At 45.5% G+C, this 15,724-nt stretch carries 15 protein-coding genes; 11 read left to right on the top strand and 4 right to left on the bottom strand.

Annotated features, from left to right (window positions below; genetic code table 11):
* Positions 1-85: 85 nt before the first annotated feature.
* Both OGX81_RS03580 and OGX81_RS03575 read right to left on the bottom strand, forming a co-directional pair.
* A complete protein-coding gene (locus tag OGX81_RS03580) occupies positions 86-1,546 on the bottom strand; it encodes an EAL domain-containing protein (RefSeq protein WP_158661222.1) in 1,461 nt (486 codons plus the stop codon).
* Between the two features lie 232 nt (positions 1,547-1,778).
* Positions 1,779-2,123, bottom strand: coding sequence for an anti-adapter protein IraM (locus OGX81_RS03575; RefSeq protein ID WP_047458657.1), 345 nt, complete (start codon positions 2,121-2,123; stop codon positions 1,779-1,781).
* 311 nt (positions 2,124-2,434) lie between these two features.
* On the opposite strand from OGX81_RS03575, the gene OGX81_RS03570 reads away from it, so the two are divergent.
* Positions 2,435-2,965, top strand: a complete 531-nt coding sequence (locus OGX81_RS03570) for a hypothetical protein (RefSeq protein ID WP_012133729.1) — start codon at positions 2,435-2,437, stop codon at positions 2,963-2,965.
* Between the two features lie 115 nt (positions 2,966-3,080).
* Here OGX81_RS03570 and cueP read toward each other — a convergent pair whose 3' ends face one another.
* Together cueP and OGX81_RS03560 are read right to left on the bottom strand one after the other, a co-directional pair.
* Positions 3,081-3,629: a copper-binding periplasmic metallochaperone CueP gene (gene cueP, locus OGX81_RS03565; protein ID WP_012133730.1), complete on the bottom strand. Its 549-nt coding sequence runs from the start codon at positions 3,627-3,629 to the stop codon at positions 3,081-3,083.
* Between the two features lie 691 nt (positions 3,630-4,320).
* On the bottom strand, positions 4,321-5,031 hold the full coding sequence (locus OGX81_RS03560; RefSeq protein ID WP_232103860.1) for an AraC family transcriptional regulator: 711 nt from the start codon (positions 5,029-5,031) through the stop codon (positions 4,321-4,323).
* A 151-nt stretch (positions 5,032-5,182) separates the two neighbouring features.
* On the opposite strand from OGX81_RS03560, the gene OGX81_RS03555 reads away from it, so the two are divergent.
* The 10 genes from OGX81_RS03555 (at position 5,183) to OGX81_RS03510 (ending at position 15,719) form a co-directional block, all read left to right on the top strand.
* Positions 5,183-5,566: a nuclear transport factor 2 family protein gene (locus tag OGX81_RS03555; RefSeq protein WP_232103868.1), complete on the top strand. Its 384-nt coding sequence runs from the start codon at positions 5,183-5,185 to the stop codon at positions 5,564-5,566.
* A 773-nt stretch (positions 5,567-6,339) separates the two neighbouring features.
* Positions 6,340-6,918 (top strand): fimbrial protein, encoded by a 579-nt coding sequence (locus OGX81_RS03550; RefSeq protein ID WP_024130637.1) that lies wholly within the window; start codon positions 6,340-6,342, stop codon positions 6,916-6,918.
* A 181-nt stretch (positions 6,919-7,099) separates the two neighbouring features.
* Positions 7,100-7,798 carry a fimbrial biogenesis chaperone gene (locus OGX81_RS03545; protein WP_104869037.1) on the top strand — a complete coding sequence of 233 codons (699 nt, stop codon included), beginning with the start codon at positions 7,100-7,102 and terminating at the stop codon, positions 7,796-7,798.
* A gap of 31 nt (positions 7,799-7,829) precedes the next feature.
* Positions 7,830-10,268, top strand: coding sequence for a fimbria/pilus outer membrane usher protein (locus tag OGX81_RS03540; protein ID WP_104869038.1), 2,439 nt, complete (start codon positions 7,830-7,832; stop codon positions 10,266-10,268).
* Positions 10,269-10,283: 15 nt separating this feature from the next.
* On the top strand, positions 10,284-11,375 hold the full coding sequence (locus OGX81_RS03535; protein ID WP_104869039.1) for a fimbrial protein: 1,092 nt from the start codon (positions 10,284-10,286) through the stop codon (positions 11,373-11,375).
* A 317-nt stretch (positions 11,376-11,692) separates the two neighbouring features.
* Positions 11,693-12,475: a response regulator transcription factor gene (locus OGX81_RS03530; protein ID WP_146209150.1), complete on the top strand. Its 783-nt coding sequence runs from the start codon at positions 11,693-11,695 to the stop codon at positions 12,473-12,475.
* Between the two features lie 52 nt (positions 12,476-12,527).
* Positions 12,528-13,193, top strand: a complete 666-nt coding sequence (locus tag OGX81_RS03525) for an EAL domain-containing protein (protein ID WP_104869041.1) — start codon at positions 12,528-12,530, stop codon at positions 13,191-13,193.
* 45 nt (positions 13,194-13,238) lie between these two features.
* Entirely contained in the window at positions 13,239-13,826 is a 588-nt protein-coding gene (locus tag OGX81_RS03520) for a LuxR C-terminal-related transcriptional regulator (protein WP_012133743.1), read from the top strand.
* 141 nt (positions 13,827-13,967) lie between these two features.
* Complete coding sequence (locus OGX81_RS03515) at positions 13,968-14,471, top strand: DUF1543 domain-containing protein (RefSeq protein WP_049009514.1); 504 nt, start codon at positions 13,968-13,970, stop codon at positions 14,469-14,471.
* 366 nt (positions 14,472-14,837) lie between these two features.
* Entirely contained in the window at positions 14,838-15,719 is an 882-nt protein-coding gene (locus OGX81_RS03510; RefSeq protein ID WP_047458689.1) for a glycine betaine ABC transporter substrate-binding protein, read from the top strand.
* Positions 15,720-15,724 lie beyond the last annotated feature (5 nt).

The following is a 15,724-nucleotide window of genomic DNA, read 5'->3' as shown; positions in this document are numbered from 1 at the left end:
CACGCACTTGAGATAGCTTATCGTTCATATCACGCCCCCTCCCCCGCGCAGAGTCTTTCAGGATATCCCCCCTATAATCAGTATGTTACGTGACAACCTGATAACCTCTGATAAAGCGGATAAAATTCGCGAATGAAAGTGGCCGGGAGAAGAAATAGCCCTGGAAGAAATCAACATTTTTAGATCGAAGATAATCAACCTGGTACTTATGCTCCACCCCTTCCGCAGTCGTTTGAATACGCATTCTTTGTGCCATCTCGACCACACAATCAACAAGCGGCGTATTTTTCCCTTCCGAAATCAGATTAATAAACATGCGACCTATTTTAATATTCTCTGGCCGCAGGCCAGTGATATAAGACAGGTTAGAAAATCCCGTGCCAAAGTCATCCAGCGACAGCCCGACATTATGAATCTTCATATAATCAATTTTATTGGAGATATCATCATTCACTTCGATCTCTCCACGCTCGGTGATTTCAAAAACAAGTTGCAGGTTCTGTTCGCGAAACACACCTGAATACGTCCCGATGAATGAATAAAAAGAGTCCTTCACCAGATGAGCATGGCTGATGTTCAGGTTAAATTTAAAACCCGGTTTAAATACCGTGACCGAGCGTTGAATATCGATAACCACCAGATCCAGTAATCCTTTCGTCAGGTCGGCAATCAACCCGGCACGTTCTGCCACCGGGATAAAGATATCGGGAGAAACAGAACCCGCTTCACAATGTTGCCAGCGGGCCAGAACTTCCGCGCCAATCACGCGGTTTGTTTTGGCGCATACAATCGGCTGGTAGTAAGGCTGGATTTCATTTCTTCTGATGGCCACCGCAAGGTGATGAGGTAATGATGCCCGATGCGATAACAGTAACCAGAGCAATATGGATGATACGAGCGCACTGGCGATAATCATCGCAATATAGCGCCATGAGTGGGCGATCACGACCAGCGCATCCCCCAGTTCGGTTTTTCGCCAGGCAATCGTATAAAGTTTGTTATAACTTTCCGCTTTTATATAGTGTGAAAAATGCGACTCCTGCAAACTCCCCGGTTTAACGCCAGAGGCGGTTAAAATTTTATCGTTCATGCGTAAAACAATACGATCGCTGAACGCCATATTTTTGATGCGCTCAACAATAATGCGCACATCAGAAGCCGCAAATATTCTTCCCGCCGGATAAGAAACATAAAGCATCATGATGAAATCATGCGGAGAGGTGATCACCCGATCAACCCTTATGCCCTGCTGTAAAGAGAGAGCAGGACTCAGGGTGTACCCTTTGTTGTAGAGTAGCGAGGAACAATAAATCGTATTGCCCTGCGTAAAGTTAAGCGACTGAAGATGCGGGTAGCGTGTGGGGATAATATTGAGCTTTTTTTCCAGTGTCGTATTACAGGGCTGACCCAGTAACGGTTGCGCCTGCGCAATCGCCAGTCGGGCATCGCCTAATACTTTATCGACGACAAAAGCCAGACTTTTGACCTCAGATTGCAGCAGCGCCTGCTTACTTTGCTGTACGCTCGTTAACTCCAGCCACAGCACGCTGGCAAATACCAGAAAAAACAGAAAGACAGAAGCTGTAAGGATTCTTTTATCTGATTTTGTTATAAACCTTAAAGACATATCAGGTCGCTTCTTTTCTACTCAGGGCACTCTGTATTCAGGCGACACAAAACCGGCCCGTCTTAAATGACAGCAATAAAAAGGATGGATACCCAATTTGCATGTAACGACGACGTTCTGCGATGCCAGAATAGTCACGCCATAAATTATTTTATCCGGTGACAGTCCTCGCGCCATACGGACAAAGCGTGAATACGCACCGCTGCTGTCGCGCACAGTGATTGATGGTAACAACGCCATTTCCCGGGCAGTCAATTCGGTTATGAAAAGAGGCCCATAACGCATTGCTGTAGGGGAAAACGTGCAGGATTTTGATGTTTCTTTTTTTCCCGTTCGCCAGGACGCCTGAATCCTCCGGGGAGATAACGGAACCTGTGCGTAAAAAATAATCGCCCTTATACCACAGAATGAACTTAAGATTTTCCGCTCCGCTGGTCAGCGCAAAGGCGGTTCCCGTTGTCGGGCACACCAGGTTATTTTCGACGCTCCACTCCATAACAAACTCCTTTTGTTGTATGTTCGTCCATTAACGCCCTAAGAGAATTACTAATACTCTGCCTCATGTCTAACAGAAATAAGAAAAATCAAAAACCTTACGCTTGAACAGAAAACAAATACTTTATTTACACATTGACAAGGCGATCTGATTTGACTTAATGAAACATATCAGCTAACTCTGCATCTATTTTTTAAAATATCAACAGAATTTATAGCAATCATACAACATAAGATTTAAGTACAGGCCGGATTGTGTCGCAATGGTACTCAGGCAATTTGAGCAAAATAACAAATGAAGGAGTCTGATGTATGGACATAATATTTATTATCTCCTTAATCATAATTGGCTGCATCCTGGCACTGTCTGGAGGATGGATACTCATTCTGAAAGCCGAAGCTAAAATAGAACAAAAAATAATGGATGGGCTGGAACTCAAAAGGAAAGAGGATCAGAATAATAAAATTCTGCAAAAATATGAGGAGCTGTTAGCAATGGAAATCGAATGGCATACGTATCGAATATCCACCATTGAGTTTTTCATTACAAAAGTGAAGAGTAAAAGCGCCACAGAAACGCCGATAACACAACCGACAATAAGCGGCGACAGCAAACTTTACTCCAAAATAAAAGCATTAATATCTATTTACTTTCCGCATCTACAGGATGATTATAATACGCTGTGTAAAGTTTCAAACTGCTCTATCTATTTTGACTTTATCTACGGCAGATGTACCAGCAGCAATAAAGTCATTACCACACTGACAGAAAAGCGAGCGCAATTTAAATCGCTGTCTACGGAATTTCAAAACAAAATCCGAAAAGAAGTCACCATTACATGATACGTGATTCGCACCCGATGCGGGGCTGAGTCACCGGCAAGGGAATCGCCCTGAAGATAGAGACTGGCGAAGAATGCAGCACATCGTCAGTCATCTCTTCAGGCTGTTTATCTCTTTACGAGGCAGCGCGTAATTGCAGGTCGGTCAGGCAAGTCTGACTGTCATTCGCGGTTTTAAACGAATAAGCCGCTTTTTTCCCCTCATGACTGATTTCAATCATCCCCTCAGTGTTACGCGGCAGCCATAACCCGATAAAGCCATTCTGATAACTTTTCATTTTCTTATGTATCAACACCGTACCGTTCCGATCTGTCACGTTCACATCAAACCAGGTGTCCGGCATTTCTCCCTGGCAACCTGAAAGACTGTGGTTAAAACAGGGATGGGTTTGATATTCATAAGGCGCCAGCGAGAGATAAAATTTCTCACCCAGCGGAAAGGTGTACGTTTCGCCATTCGCCGACAGTTTCAGATCCGTGCTGGTCACAGAAGCGGTATACGGTAAAGGACGAGCCTGAGGGTTTTGATCGATAGCATCCACCATTTGCTCAACCGATTTTCCCGCCAGCCCGCGTTCAGCCAAAAACGCCGTTTCCTGCGTCGATGCCATTGAGATATTACTTAGTGCAATAAATAATAATAAAGACTGAATGATTTTCGGCATAATTATTATCCTTGTACGAATTGTGTTTCACAATTATACGTCTTTTCAGGAAGAAGAAGACAGGCGCACATCAGGTAAAGTTTAGAAAAGATCTGTATGAGCGTGCTAAATAAGCAAAAAAATGAAAGACATGCAGTCCAATAAAAAAGAGTTCAAGTGACCATATCACAATTATGAACTTTTCCCTGTAAAACATATGTTATATAAACAACTAACTGATAACATGTCAACACTGATAAAAGCGTAATACATCAATGTAAACAGAACACGCCTGAGTCCAGAGTCTCATTTATTCTCTCCGGTACATTGTCCTTGCATCTTAAATCCAATGAGAAAAAATAATAATCTTGACAAGATAATTACACAGCATAAATATGGGCAACAAGAAATAAAGGCATAACCTTATAAGCATAAGGAATATTTATGAAAAGGGAACTGTTAAACATAAAAAAAACAGGAAGAAATAAAATAGACCACGACCTTAACTTAAAAATTAATGTCTTTAAAACGTTGCGACAAGAAAATGTCCTGATGAAGGATTATATTAATCTGCTGGAAAACAGAATTATTTTTCTGGAAGGCGTCATTCTGGAGAAAACGAAGAACAAATCATAAGATTCTATTATACAGGCAGGGATGTCTGACTCCGTGTGCCTTGTCGCATAAGTAACTCTATTTATGCGACCTTTTTTTAAACCACATTCGTACCATGACCGAAACGCAGATAGAACTGCCCTGGCGTCATTCCCATAAAACGCCTGAACACGGCAATAAATGCACTCACATTCTCATAACCCGCTAATTGCGCGACAAGGCTGACAGGCTCTCCGCGCAGTAAATATTCCAGCGACAAAATGACTTTCGCTTTTTGCTTCCACTGACCGAATGTTAATCCCGTCTGCTGTATAAAAAGGCGGCTCAACGTCCTGACGCTCAGCCCGGCCTGTTTCGCCAGCTCTGCCTGACTCAGCGTATAGGCCCTGTCGGCCAGTATTTTTTGCGCAATCTGTCTGACCCTTCTGTCGTCGGGAAGGATCAATTGTGAAGAGAGCGCATCAGCATAGCGAATCTCATCGACCATAACCTGCAACAGGTGAGCCAGCCGCTCTGAAGGCTCTCCGATGGTTCCCTCCCCACAAATTTTCTCAAGCAACAGCAGTAAAAAAGGCGACGCTGCCCGAATGCACGGCGAGGAGGGAAAGGCCCCGCAATATTCCGCGCTGAAGTGCAGACTGGCGCCATATGCACTCACCGGCATCCACGCGCAATGGGGTAACGACGGCGGAATCCACCCTACCGAACCGGGCGTCAACGCCCACTGCCCTTGCTCCGTTTCGACCATCACCATGCCACGCGTGATCCAGTACAACTGCCCGCCAGGGTGATGATGCCACTGAGTCATATGCTTAGAGGAGTGATGTAAAGGTTGAATGCTTTCTATCATCATGGCCGATTTAGCGTATTTATTGTCTTACTACGGTTACTTTGCCGCTTCAGTCTGAGGGTAATCTTCCCTGTACACAATCACGATGAGGAAGAGAACATTGAAAAATATGATGCAACGCGTTGCTCAGGCGCTTGATGCCGTTATTTCCCGGCCCGGGCACGATGAACACACTATCGAATTATTTTTCACGCCCGATTATCGCCAGACGGTAAATGGCATCGACCTTGATTACGATAACTTCGTCACGCACATGGCAAAACTAAAACAGGTTACTCGTACCATGAAGGTGAACATTCTGGCCATCGCTCAGCAGGGCAATCACGTTCTGACCCATCACCTGGTGACCGTCATCAAAACGAACGGCGAACAGGCACAAACCGAAGTCTTTGCCTGTTTCACATTAGAAAATGGCCGTATTGCTGCCTGTCAGGAATTAACCCGGTTAATCAGCGGCGCCGAAGAAGATAAAATGCTGGGAAGTCTGCGGTGATCGGGAGCGAATTAAGGGGCAGATAAAGGCCGGAATGCAACGACAGAACGCAGCCCCGCCTATAAAAATACGGAGTTTACGGTATATAACAGTCCCCATATGGCAAAGCCGTACACTCTGCTCCCCTGCCATTGCGCTATTTAGTTAGCGTCAGTGCGTACCTGTAAGAATAAGCAGCAATCCCCCTCCGCTCTCCTTTTTATTAAAACGCCATTTTATATTGCATGCCTGGGCGTTTTTATCCCTTTTGCTCATCCTCTTCACCCACTTTCATTTTAATAAATCTTATTAATTAAAATAATCCACCCTGAATAATGAAACAAAAATAAAACAAACAAAGAACATTTAACTACTTTTCTTTATAAATATAACATTAGCGCGCAAAATATTCTCTTTTTTTGTCGTTACCTGATTGTGTAAATCAATATTACTGAATGTAAGCATCAGATTTTTTCCATTTTGCCTTTCGTTTTATAAGAATTTTAAAATTTAAAGTTACATCTCAGTTACACGATCAGTGCCATATGCTGATAAACAAGAAAAAAAACCAAAACAGCAGACTTATACACTTAATTTAAGTAAATTCTTAAACTGATATTTTAAGATTGTGTTACATCAATTAGGATCATCACCTAACCTGATGGAAATAATGATGCAGGCTCCATTTTTCCGTTTTCAGGGATTTTACGGATGTAGACAGCAAGACCAGGACGGTTTTGTGACATGAAATGTTTGTCCCCAGGACGGGAGCAAACATACTGGAGTTAATATCAATGAAAAAGCTCGCTATCTCTTCTTTCGTTATCGCGTCATCCTTCGCAGCCTTTAATGTCAGCGCTGCAACCGAGGCTTCTGGCGGTACTATCACCTTTACCGGCCAGGTTACTGATACAACCTGTACAATTAACGGCGGAAACTCTGCTGACCTGACGATTCCATTAGATCCCATCGCCGTTAGCGATGCATCTACCGCAGGTCTGATCCAGAAAAACCGTAAACAATTTACTCTGGAATTTACCGGCTGTACTTCTGCTTCCCTGGGGCAGGACGATGGCGCGGGAAATAAAAATACCCTGAATCTGATCCTGAGTTCAGACAGTATTTCTAACGATGGTCTGTATCTGAACAACACACAGTTGAGAACCGACGGCACGAAGAAAAACGTGGGTATCGCACTCAGCACGCTGGCCAATAGCCAGACGCCGCTGAACCTGCATACTAACCTTGATACGAATGTTGAAGGTGATAGCGCCACTGTCGATCTGTATGCGAACTACTATAAAGTCGGTTCAGACGCTGCCGATACCGGTGCCGTTAACACCATGCTGACTTATACCGTCGCGTATTTATAAGCAACGGGTTAATTTACTCATATAAATAAAGAGCCTGATCCGTCATTATTGACTTATTGTATTCGCGAATTATTTTCACCTTCTGGTGAGGTATTCTTATACCTGCAATTCAGGAGGGAAGAGAGAAAATAAACGCGACCAGGTATATTGATTAGATTAGGCTCTCTTTTTTCAGGTTAATATGAAACGTTCTCTCATTTTTCTAACGCTTATTGCCTTCAGCTTTAGCAGTCTGGCGAATATTATTATTAGCAATACCAGGGTTATCTATCCTGAAGAACAAAAAGAAACAACGGTTCAGCTGATTAACCGTGGCAACAGTCCGGCGTTAATTCAGGCCTGGATAGACGAAGGTAATCCAGACTCTACGCCAGAAACCGCTCAGGTTCCCTTTTTGCTGACGCCGCCAGTGGTGAAAGTTGAAGGCGGTAGCGGCCAGCAGCTGCGCATTCGCTATACCGGTTCAGCCAACGCACTGCCTCAGGACAGGGAATCCGTTTATTACCTGAATGTGCTGGATATTCCGCCAAAACAGGAAAATCTTGATGGCAAAAACACGATGCAAATCGCCATTAAGTCGCGCATCAAATTATTTTATCGCCCGACCGAACTCACGATTCCGGCCAGCGATTTACATAAGTATTTATCGTTTACCGCGCAGGGTAATCAACTTGTCGCCACAAACCGGGCTCCTTATTTCGCATCGATTGCCACAATGAGTTCACGAGGTAAATCTCTTACTGGCGAGCCTAAAATGATTGCGCCATTGTCAACACTGACAATACCCACGACAGGGGCGGTTTTATCGGGGCAGGCTTTGGATATTCTGTTAGTTGATGATTACGGTTCATATCAAAAATATTCATTCACCACAAAATAATATAATAATGTCCAAATGAATGGGGATGGCAATGGCTGGTAAAAAGAGTCAATACGCATGTTTATTGCCAATACTGGCGATGATGTCTATTTATAGTCGGGCGTATGCCGTGGCTTTCAATACTGACTTTTTAGCCGGTGACTCTAAAAATGCCGATATGTCGCGTTTTTATCGTGCCTCTGCGCTTCCTCCTGGTGAATACCCGTTTGATGTTTTTATTAACGAGGAATGGAAAGGCCGGCTTCCCGTTTATATCACGGATGAAGGAACGTTTTTCCAGCATGAGAATATTGCCCAGCTTGGGCTTCTTCCCTCAATAGTCCCTGCCGCAAATAGCGCCAGCGAGCGAGTGGATGTGAATACGTTACTGCACGGAGGCAGTATGAAAGTCAATGCGGCCGATATGTCGCTGCGTCTGACCATTCCCCAGGCGTATATTCGCCAGACGCTGCGCGGTTATGTCGATCCCGTCTTTTGGGATGAAGGCATTCCGGCGCTGATGCTGGGATACAATGCCAACTATAACTACAACGAAGCCAAAGGCGGAGGACGCAATCAGGAAAACGCCTATTTCCAGTTAAACAGCGGGCTGAATGCGTTTGGCTGGCAATTTCGCGATAGCTCCAGCTATAACAAAAGCAAGGGCGTGGAAGGATCATGGACAAACAATACACGCTACGTTGAGCGCGGGATCGCTGCGCTTAAATCGATCATCCGCATGGGTGACAGCTATTCCAGCAACGATCTTTTTGACTCTTTGCGTTTTCGCGGCGTCAGCATGGGCACGGATATGCGCATGTTACCCGATTCTCAGCAGGGCTTTTCCCCGATTGTACGCGGCGTCGCACAGTCTAACGCGCTGGTTAAAATTAGTCAGAACGGGCAGGTTATTTATCAGAAAAACGTGTCGCCTGGCCCATTTGAAATTGCGGATATCCTTCCTACCGGCTCAGGCGGCGATCTGAATGTCGAAGTCATTGAAGCAGACGGGCGCACCAGCAGTTTCATCGTCCCCTTTTCTTCGGTGCCAAACATGCTGCAAGAAGGGATTGGGAAATATGGTCTGTTGCTGGGGGAAGCGCGCACGGAAGAAAGCCGCTATCGCCCCCAGTTTGCCCAGGGCAGCTATCAATACGGGATCAATAACCTGATCACCGGTTATACCGGGGTAATTTACAGCGAAGACTATAACGCGTTTCTTCTCGGGAGCGGCCTTAATCTCCCGTTTGGCGCGCTGTCTTTTGACGTCACACAGTCACAAACGCAAATTCCGGCAGATAAAAAAGTCCGTGGGCAAAGTTACAAAGTCGCCTTTAGCCGTTTCTTCAATGTCACCGGGACGAACTTTGCGCTGGCGGCGTATCGCTATTCCACGAAAAACTATTACAGCTTCAATGATGCAATCGCTTTGCACAACTGGCAAAAAGAGAACGCTGACAGCCCTAATGCCAGATATATGCGCCAGAAAAACACCTTTAATATCAACCTGAGCCAGTCTCTGGGTGAGGAACTGGGTTCCCTTTACTTATCAGGAACCTGGCGGGACTACTGGAATGGTCATGGCACAACAAAAGAGTATCAACTGGGGTATTCCAACCACGTTGGCGCCGTAAGTTATACCCTCTCAGCCAGTAGCATGCGTAACGATAATCAGCGCGAAGAACGACGTTATTACCTCACGTTCTCGGTGCCCCTGAGTCTCTTTGAACGGCCCGTTTTCCTCAACAGCAGCGTTACATTTAATCGTGACGGCTATTCCGACACGAACGTGGGGATCAGCGGAACCGCAGGCGAATTTAATCAGGCGACCTATAGCGTCAGCGGCAGCAACCGTCGCGGTGGGAATAACTCGGCCAGCAGCAGCCTGAGCTATCGCACTGCGTTTACCACCTTAAACGGCAGCTATAGCGAGTCAGGAGACTATCGTCAGATCGGCGCGGGAGCCAGCGGTAGCCTGGTGGCTTATCGGGGCGGCCTGCTGACGTCCAGCCAGTTGGGCGATACCTTTGCGATTATCGACGCGCCAGGCGCTCAAGGGGCCACGCTGGGCGGCGACGGCACACGCACCACGAATACCGCCGGGAAAGCGTTGGTTCCTTACCTGTCCCCGTACCGTAAAAACCGAATCCAGTTAGATACCACCCATATGAAGGAAGGCGTTGAGCTAAAAGGCAATATCCAGGAAGTGGTGCCTTATGCGGGTTCCGTCACCTATGTGCGCTTCGATACCGACCAACGGCGGCAGTTCATGTTGCCAGCACGGGCCGTTAACGGGCGCCCTCTCCCCTTCGGCACCGAAATTTTTGACGATGCTGGCGCCAGCGTCGGATATGTCGCCCAGGGAGGAATGTTGTACCTGAAAACGGAACAGCTCCCGTCACGTTTACATATCAAAACCAGCAGTGACGGCCGCCAAAGCTGTGTTATTAGCCAGCCGACCCACGATGGTCAGATAAATATTTGCCGCTAATGGCAGGAGCAGAGGATGAAAATCACTATGCGTACAATAACGTTAATTCTTGCCTGGCTACTGGGATCGATAAGCTATGGCGTACAGGCCTCCTGTAAAAGCGATTCCGGCGCGCAAAAAGAGAGCAATCTGGTGCTCAACCTGGATTCACTTTCCCTCAGCAGCGAAACCACAGGTTCGCAGAACCTGTCGCTGTCATCCGGTACGTTTAGCTGTAGTGGCGAATGGATTGGTTATGTTAACCGTGTTGCTATTATCTCTGAAATGGCCAACAGCACGGCCTATATCAATTATGGTAACTATGTATTGCAATTCACCATCGGCAATATTGTACCCACGAAAAAAGACTATAGTCGCTCTGGAGAAAGTCATATTCCCGGTACTTCGCTGAATAACGTGGTCTATACCTATAAGGCTAAGTTACTCAAAAGCGTACCGAGCGGCGCCAACCCGGCCTATGTCTATAACGTTGGCCCGGACGCAACCAGTATTACTCTTGCTCACGCTATATCCGTTGTTGATGCTTCAGGTATCGATTTCTGGTTTCCCGGCGTTAATTTAGCCGAATTCATTAAATGGATATTAGGCCTTATCGGTTCTGACGAAGAGAAACGCCTGTTCTACCAGAATATCACGATCAATTATCGTCCTCATGTCAGCACCTGTAGCATCCCGGATACGACGGTCACGCTACCGGAAACCGATCTTACCAGCCTGATATCCGCAGGAAAGGAAGCGCAGTTTTATGAAAACTTCACTCTGCATGCCGAATGCAGCGACCTGTTAGAAGGCATGAGCACACGCACCATTCAGTTTTATCTCAGTAGCGCCAGCGTCGATACGGATAAATACACCCTGAAAAACACCCAGGGAACGGCAAGGAATATTGGGGTGCGAATTATGCGTGCCGATACCAGTAAAAAAATTGCCATCAGCCAGACAGAGCTTACCGCAGGTAATATTACCAGCGAGTATGAACTCTATAAGATTGCGCAGTGGGGAAGCAATTTTGATATTCCACTGAGAGCATATTATTACATCTATGGTGCAAAACCGACGGAAGGCAGAATACAAACCACGGCGAAAGTAAACATCATTTACCCATGATAAAAGGCGAGAAACAGAATAGTCATCTACTGAAATAATCAGAAGCCTCAACAAAAAAAGAAAAATATTTATACACAAAATCATTTGAGAAGCATCGAGGCGGCAAGTGAATGAGCCCCCAGGAGCGTACACGTAGTACGTGACCGGGGTGAATGAGCGCAGCCAACAAAGAGGCAGTCTGAAGGATGAAGTGTATATCAACGCCTTATCATGGTGTGTTTTAATAGCATCACTATTATTTTCTTATTTTATAAATAGTTACAGTTAAATTTTACATCTTGTCATTATTGTAAACGATATGCGGATCGAAAAATATAATGCGTACACTACAGAACGATCAATTTCTTTATCTCAGCAGTGAGGACTCCCCCTGTAATCCTTCCACTGCAAGATTTGATTTAGTCATGATAGAAAACTCTGTCAAGTCATTAAATAGCGTTACGCAGCCGCTCCATTCAACGTTAATTATTGATACCGATAACTATATGATTAATTTTCTTTGCAAACACCTGATCAACCCTTTGGTATTACACACCAGCCCGACATTCAGAGAAGCAAAATACAAAATAGAAAACCATATTATTGATAATGTCGTCATGGAAGTTTTTACGCTGGAGGAGAGTGCGCTGGAGGCGCTTAATTTTATTTATGATATGCAGATAAACTATCCTGGCATTCGCTTAACGGTGTTTACTTTTACGCGTAACAGTTACCTGCTTCAGGTTTTGCGAAGTTTTCATTATATCAATATCGTTTCTAAGTATGAACCCATGTCCGAGCTTAATCATGCCGTTCATGCCTGCTGGCTGGATGAGGCTTTTTACAGCCAGTACATTAACGATCTCATGGCTGAAATAGAACAGCCGGATTCTTTTGACGACATTGAATGGACCGTTCTGACCGAATTGGCCCACAGCACGCCTACCCATGACATCGCAAAAAGAATAAATAAACGCTATCACACGCTTTTTTACTACATCAAAAAGATTAATAAAAAGCTGCATCTAAGCACTAAAAATGAACACATAAAAATGCTGAAAGCGATAAACAGTAATCCACTAAAAAGTGCAAGCATCTCTTATCGCGACCGATTTAATTAATCCCAGAAAAGCCCGATGCACCGTTTATAATTAAAAAGGATATGCCATTATTATGAAACTCATGTGCCGTATCGAACCTATCATTCATGTCCAGACCGGTAGACGGATTGGCGGTGAGGTGCTCTGCCAGCCGGAAGGGGCAGATCCAGAGCTATTTTTCCGCTCTGTTTCGCCAGAACTCCTGTCACATATTGTTCAGGAACAGATATGCACGGGAGTAGCAAATCAGCACGATCGCAATGGCATTTTATTTTTGAATATTACGATTCCATTGCTTATGAATCTGGTGTGGCTCAGATCGATTCTTGCCATGTTACCTGGCCCAAAGGTCATTGAAATTGATTGCCAGCAAAGCGAGTCTTATTTTCCGCGGCTTGTGCCGCATATTGATGCAATTCTGACCCTAATGCGCGCTTTTAATACTCAACTTTGGCTGGACGATCTCTATGTCAGGCATATTCCGTTAATTGCACAACTCCCCTTTCGCTTTGATGGGATTAAGATTGATAAACATGAACTCTGGAGAATATCCGCTGAACAGGATACCTCAGCAATGACAACGCTGGTAAGACAGGTGGAATACCTGACGGATCATGTTCTGGTGGAAGGCGTTGAAAACGAATACCAGCACCGCTTTATTTCGGAGAGCGACGTACATTATGCCCAGGGGTTTCTCTGGCCCGTTGATGAGCGAGAATCATTCGTAATAACGATTTAAATATTAAGGAAACCAGCATATTTCAAATATAAAAAAGGGATTCAAATGAAGTTGAAAATAGTGATAGTGTCTGATGACGTCTATTATCTGACGGGTATATCGAAAGGGATGAAAGAGTCAGGTACGCGTGTTGAGAGCATTTTTTTAAGCGATGCTGGCGAGTTTGAACGTTTCACGCTAACCACCTCTTTTTCGCTATCAAAAGATACCGTTGTGTTACTCTCCGTCAGAGAACCGGGTTTACTCGACAGGTTAATAACCTTTTTCTTTAGTAAGGTTACGCTGTGCATATCACCGTCAGGCCTGCATTCCCGTCGCCATTTCTTTTGCCAGTACGGTGTATATTACTTCAATAAAAACAAAACATTATCAGAATTAAACGATATTCTGATTGCTATTTCAAATAGAAAAAATACGGAAAGTAACACCATCACTGACAAAGAGTTTTTTATTCTCAGCGAGTTAGTCCGCGCCGGGAATGTGAAACGAATGTACAGCGCAATAAACATCTCTGAAAAAACGGTCTCTTACTACAAGAGGTCGGCATTAAAAAAGATGGGATTACTGAGCAGCCAAAATTACTTATGTATCCACCCGGCGCTCTCCGCCGTTAAGACCATTCAACGGCACTGAGCCCCACCTGAAACTTGTCTGACGATGCTGGTACGCTTTGATACCGGGGATACCCAGACTCCCGATATTGTTTATCAGGTTGCGACCACAATCATTATGTAGTCAAATACATAACGACATCAATGCTAAAAGAGAGTTTCCATGAACCTGTATATGTTTTATATCGGTGGAAATGCCGGTAAATCCAATATCGAAGTACACGATATTCAGTTTGTCGCAGCCAACGAGCCACAAGACGCCTGGCCTGCGCTAAGAGAAGCATGGTTTGGTGACAAGGATAAGATTCACATTGATGGTTACAGCCGTATTACGTGGGTGAATGGCTATTCTGTCACACTCTCTCCTGAACCCTCCCCAACGGCGAACAGGTTATTTTTTGTTAACGTTGGTGGATACCGGCCTGATACGTTAGCTGAATTACATGAATTTGATCTTTTTGTCGCGCAAGACGCACAACAGGCCAGGAAGAATGCACTACAAACGTTGCTCTGCGGCGTTGAACAGCAACATAAAGACAATCTGAAGGATGTCGATGATTGTCTGTTACTTGAAAAGGTAGGCGGGCTATTTATTCATCTGACACCCTGCCCGACAGGACGTCGTGACCAACCAGAATGGCAGGGTTATCAACCGATAGGTGAATAACATTCAGGAGCCTGCTCTCCGGCCTGCGTATACATTCTGCGGCAATCGGGCCTTTACCCTTCATCATTTAGCGGGGTAAGCGGGTATTCCCCATTGACTAAGCCATTATCAAAAAATGGCTTTACTCCTTTCCATAATACAACTCCCTTCCCTGAAATTTACGGTTTCACACGTTCGAACCCATTATCCATATTGTAATCAGCATCAATAAACGGCACATCATGGGGAAGTCAGCCAAATAGTAAACATTTAAAGTTTCGTTATAAGAAAGAACGAATCCCTATTTCATGCGCCGTCAATATGCTGCTAGCTTCGCTGGTTTGTATATACAAGTAAATTCATGCATTTCTTTGCGGGGAAACGGGGATGAGCATAAAAAACAAACTGGCAGCCTCCTGGCTGGCGCTGGGGTTGTTCGCAGCGCAGGCGCAGGCAGCGGATTTCGTTGTGGGCAGCAAAAACTTTACCGAACAATATATTCTGGCGGAAATCTATGCCCAGGCACTGGAGCAATCCGGTCTTTCCGTTGAACGCAAAACAAACCTGGGCGGGACGTTAATCGCCCACGCCGCGCTGCTGAAAGGCGAAATTGATATGTACCCGGAATATACCGGTACGGCGCTCAGCGCAGTGGTCAAAGGAAAGCCCTCCTCCGATGCCGCACAGGTGTTTAAGCAGGTCAGCGACGCCTACCAGCAGCAATATCATCTCACCTGGCTGCAACCAGCCCGCGTGAACAACGGCTACGCACTGCTGGTGAGCAAACAAACCGCCGAGAAATACCACCTGAAAACGCTCTCCGATCTCGCCAAAGCAGCGCCGGAACTGACCATCGGCGCAGGTGCGGAGTTTGGCGACCGCCAGGACGGCCTGAAAGGGCTGGAGCAGACCTACGGCATTAAATTTAAAGCCTTCCGCCAGTTTGCCAAAGTCGGCCTGCGCTACGACGCCCTTGCTGCCGGGCAAATAGACGTCGCAAACGGCTTCGCAACCGACTGGCAAATCGCGGAAAACCAGTATGTCGCACTGGAAGACGACAAACACCTCTTTCCTCCCTACGAAGTTGCGCCGGTCGTGCGCGATGCCGCACTACAGGCACATCCCCAGGTTCGCGACATTTTAAATAACATCAGCCAGTTGCTTGATAACGCCACGATGCAAAAACTGAATGCGGAAGTGGAAAAGAATAAAGAAGAACCGCGCGATGTGGCGGAAGACTTTTTGCGCGCAAAAGGCGTAATTAAATAGGGTAC

This window comes from Citrobacter sp. CK206, from assembly GCF_030333125.1.
Classification (GTDB): Bacteria; Pseudomonadota; Gammaproteobacteria; order Enterobacterales; family Enterobacteriaceae; genus Citrobacter_B; species Citrobacter_B koseri.
The sequence above is the reverse complement of the archived record's forward strand: the minus strand, read 5'-3'. Positions and strand labels throughout refer to the sequence as shown.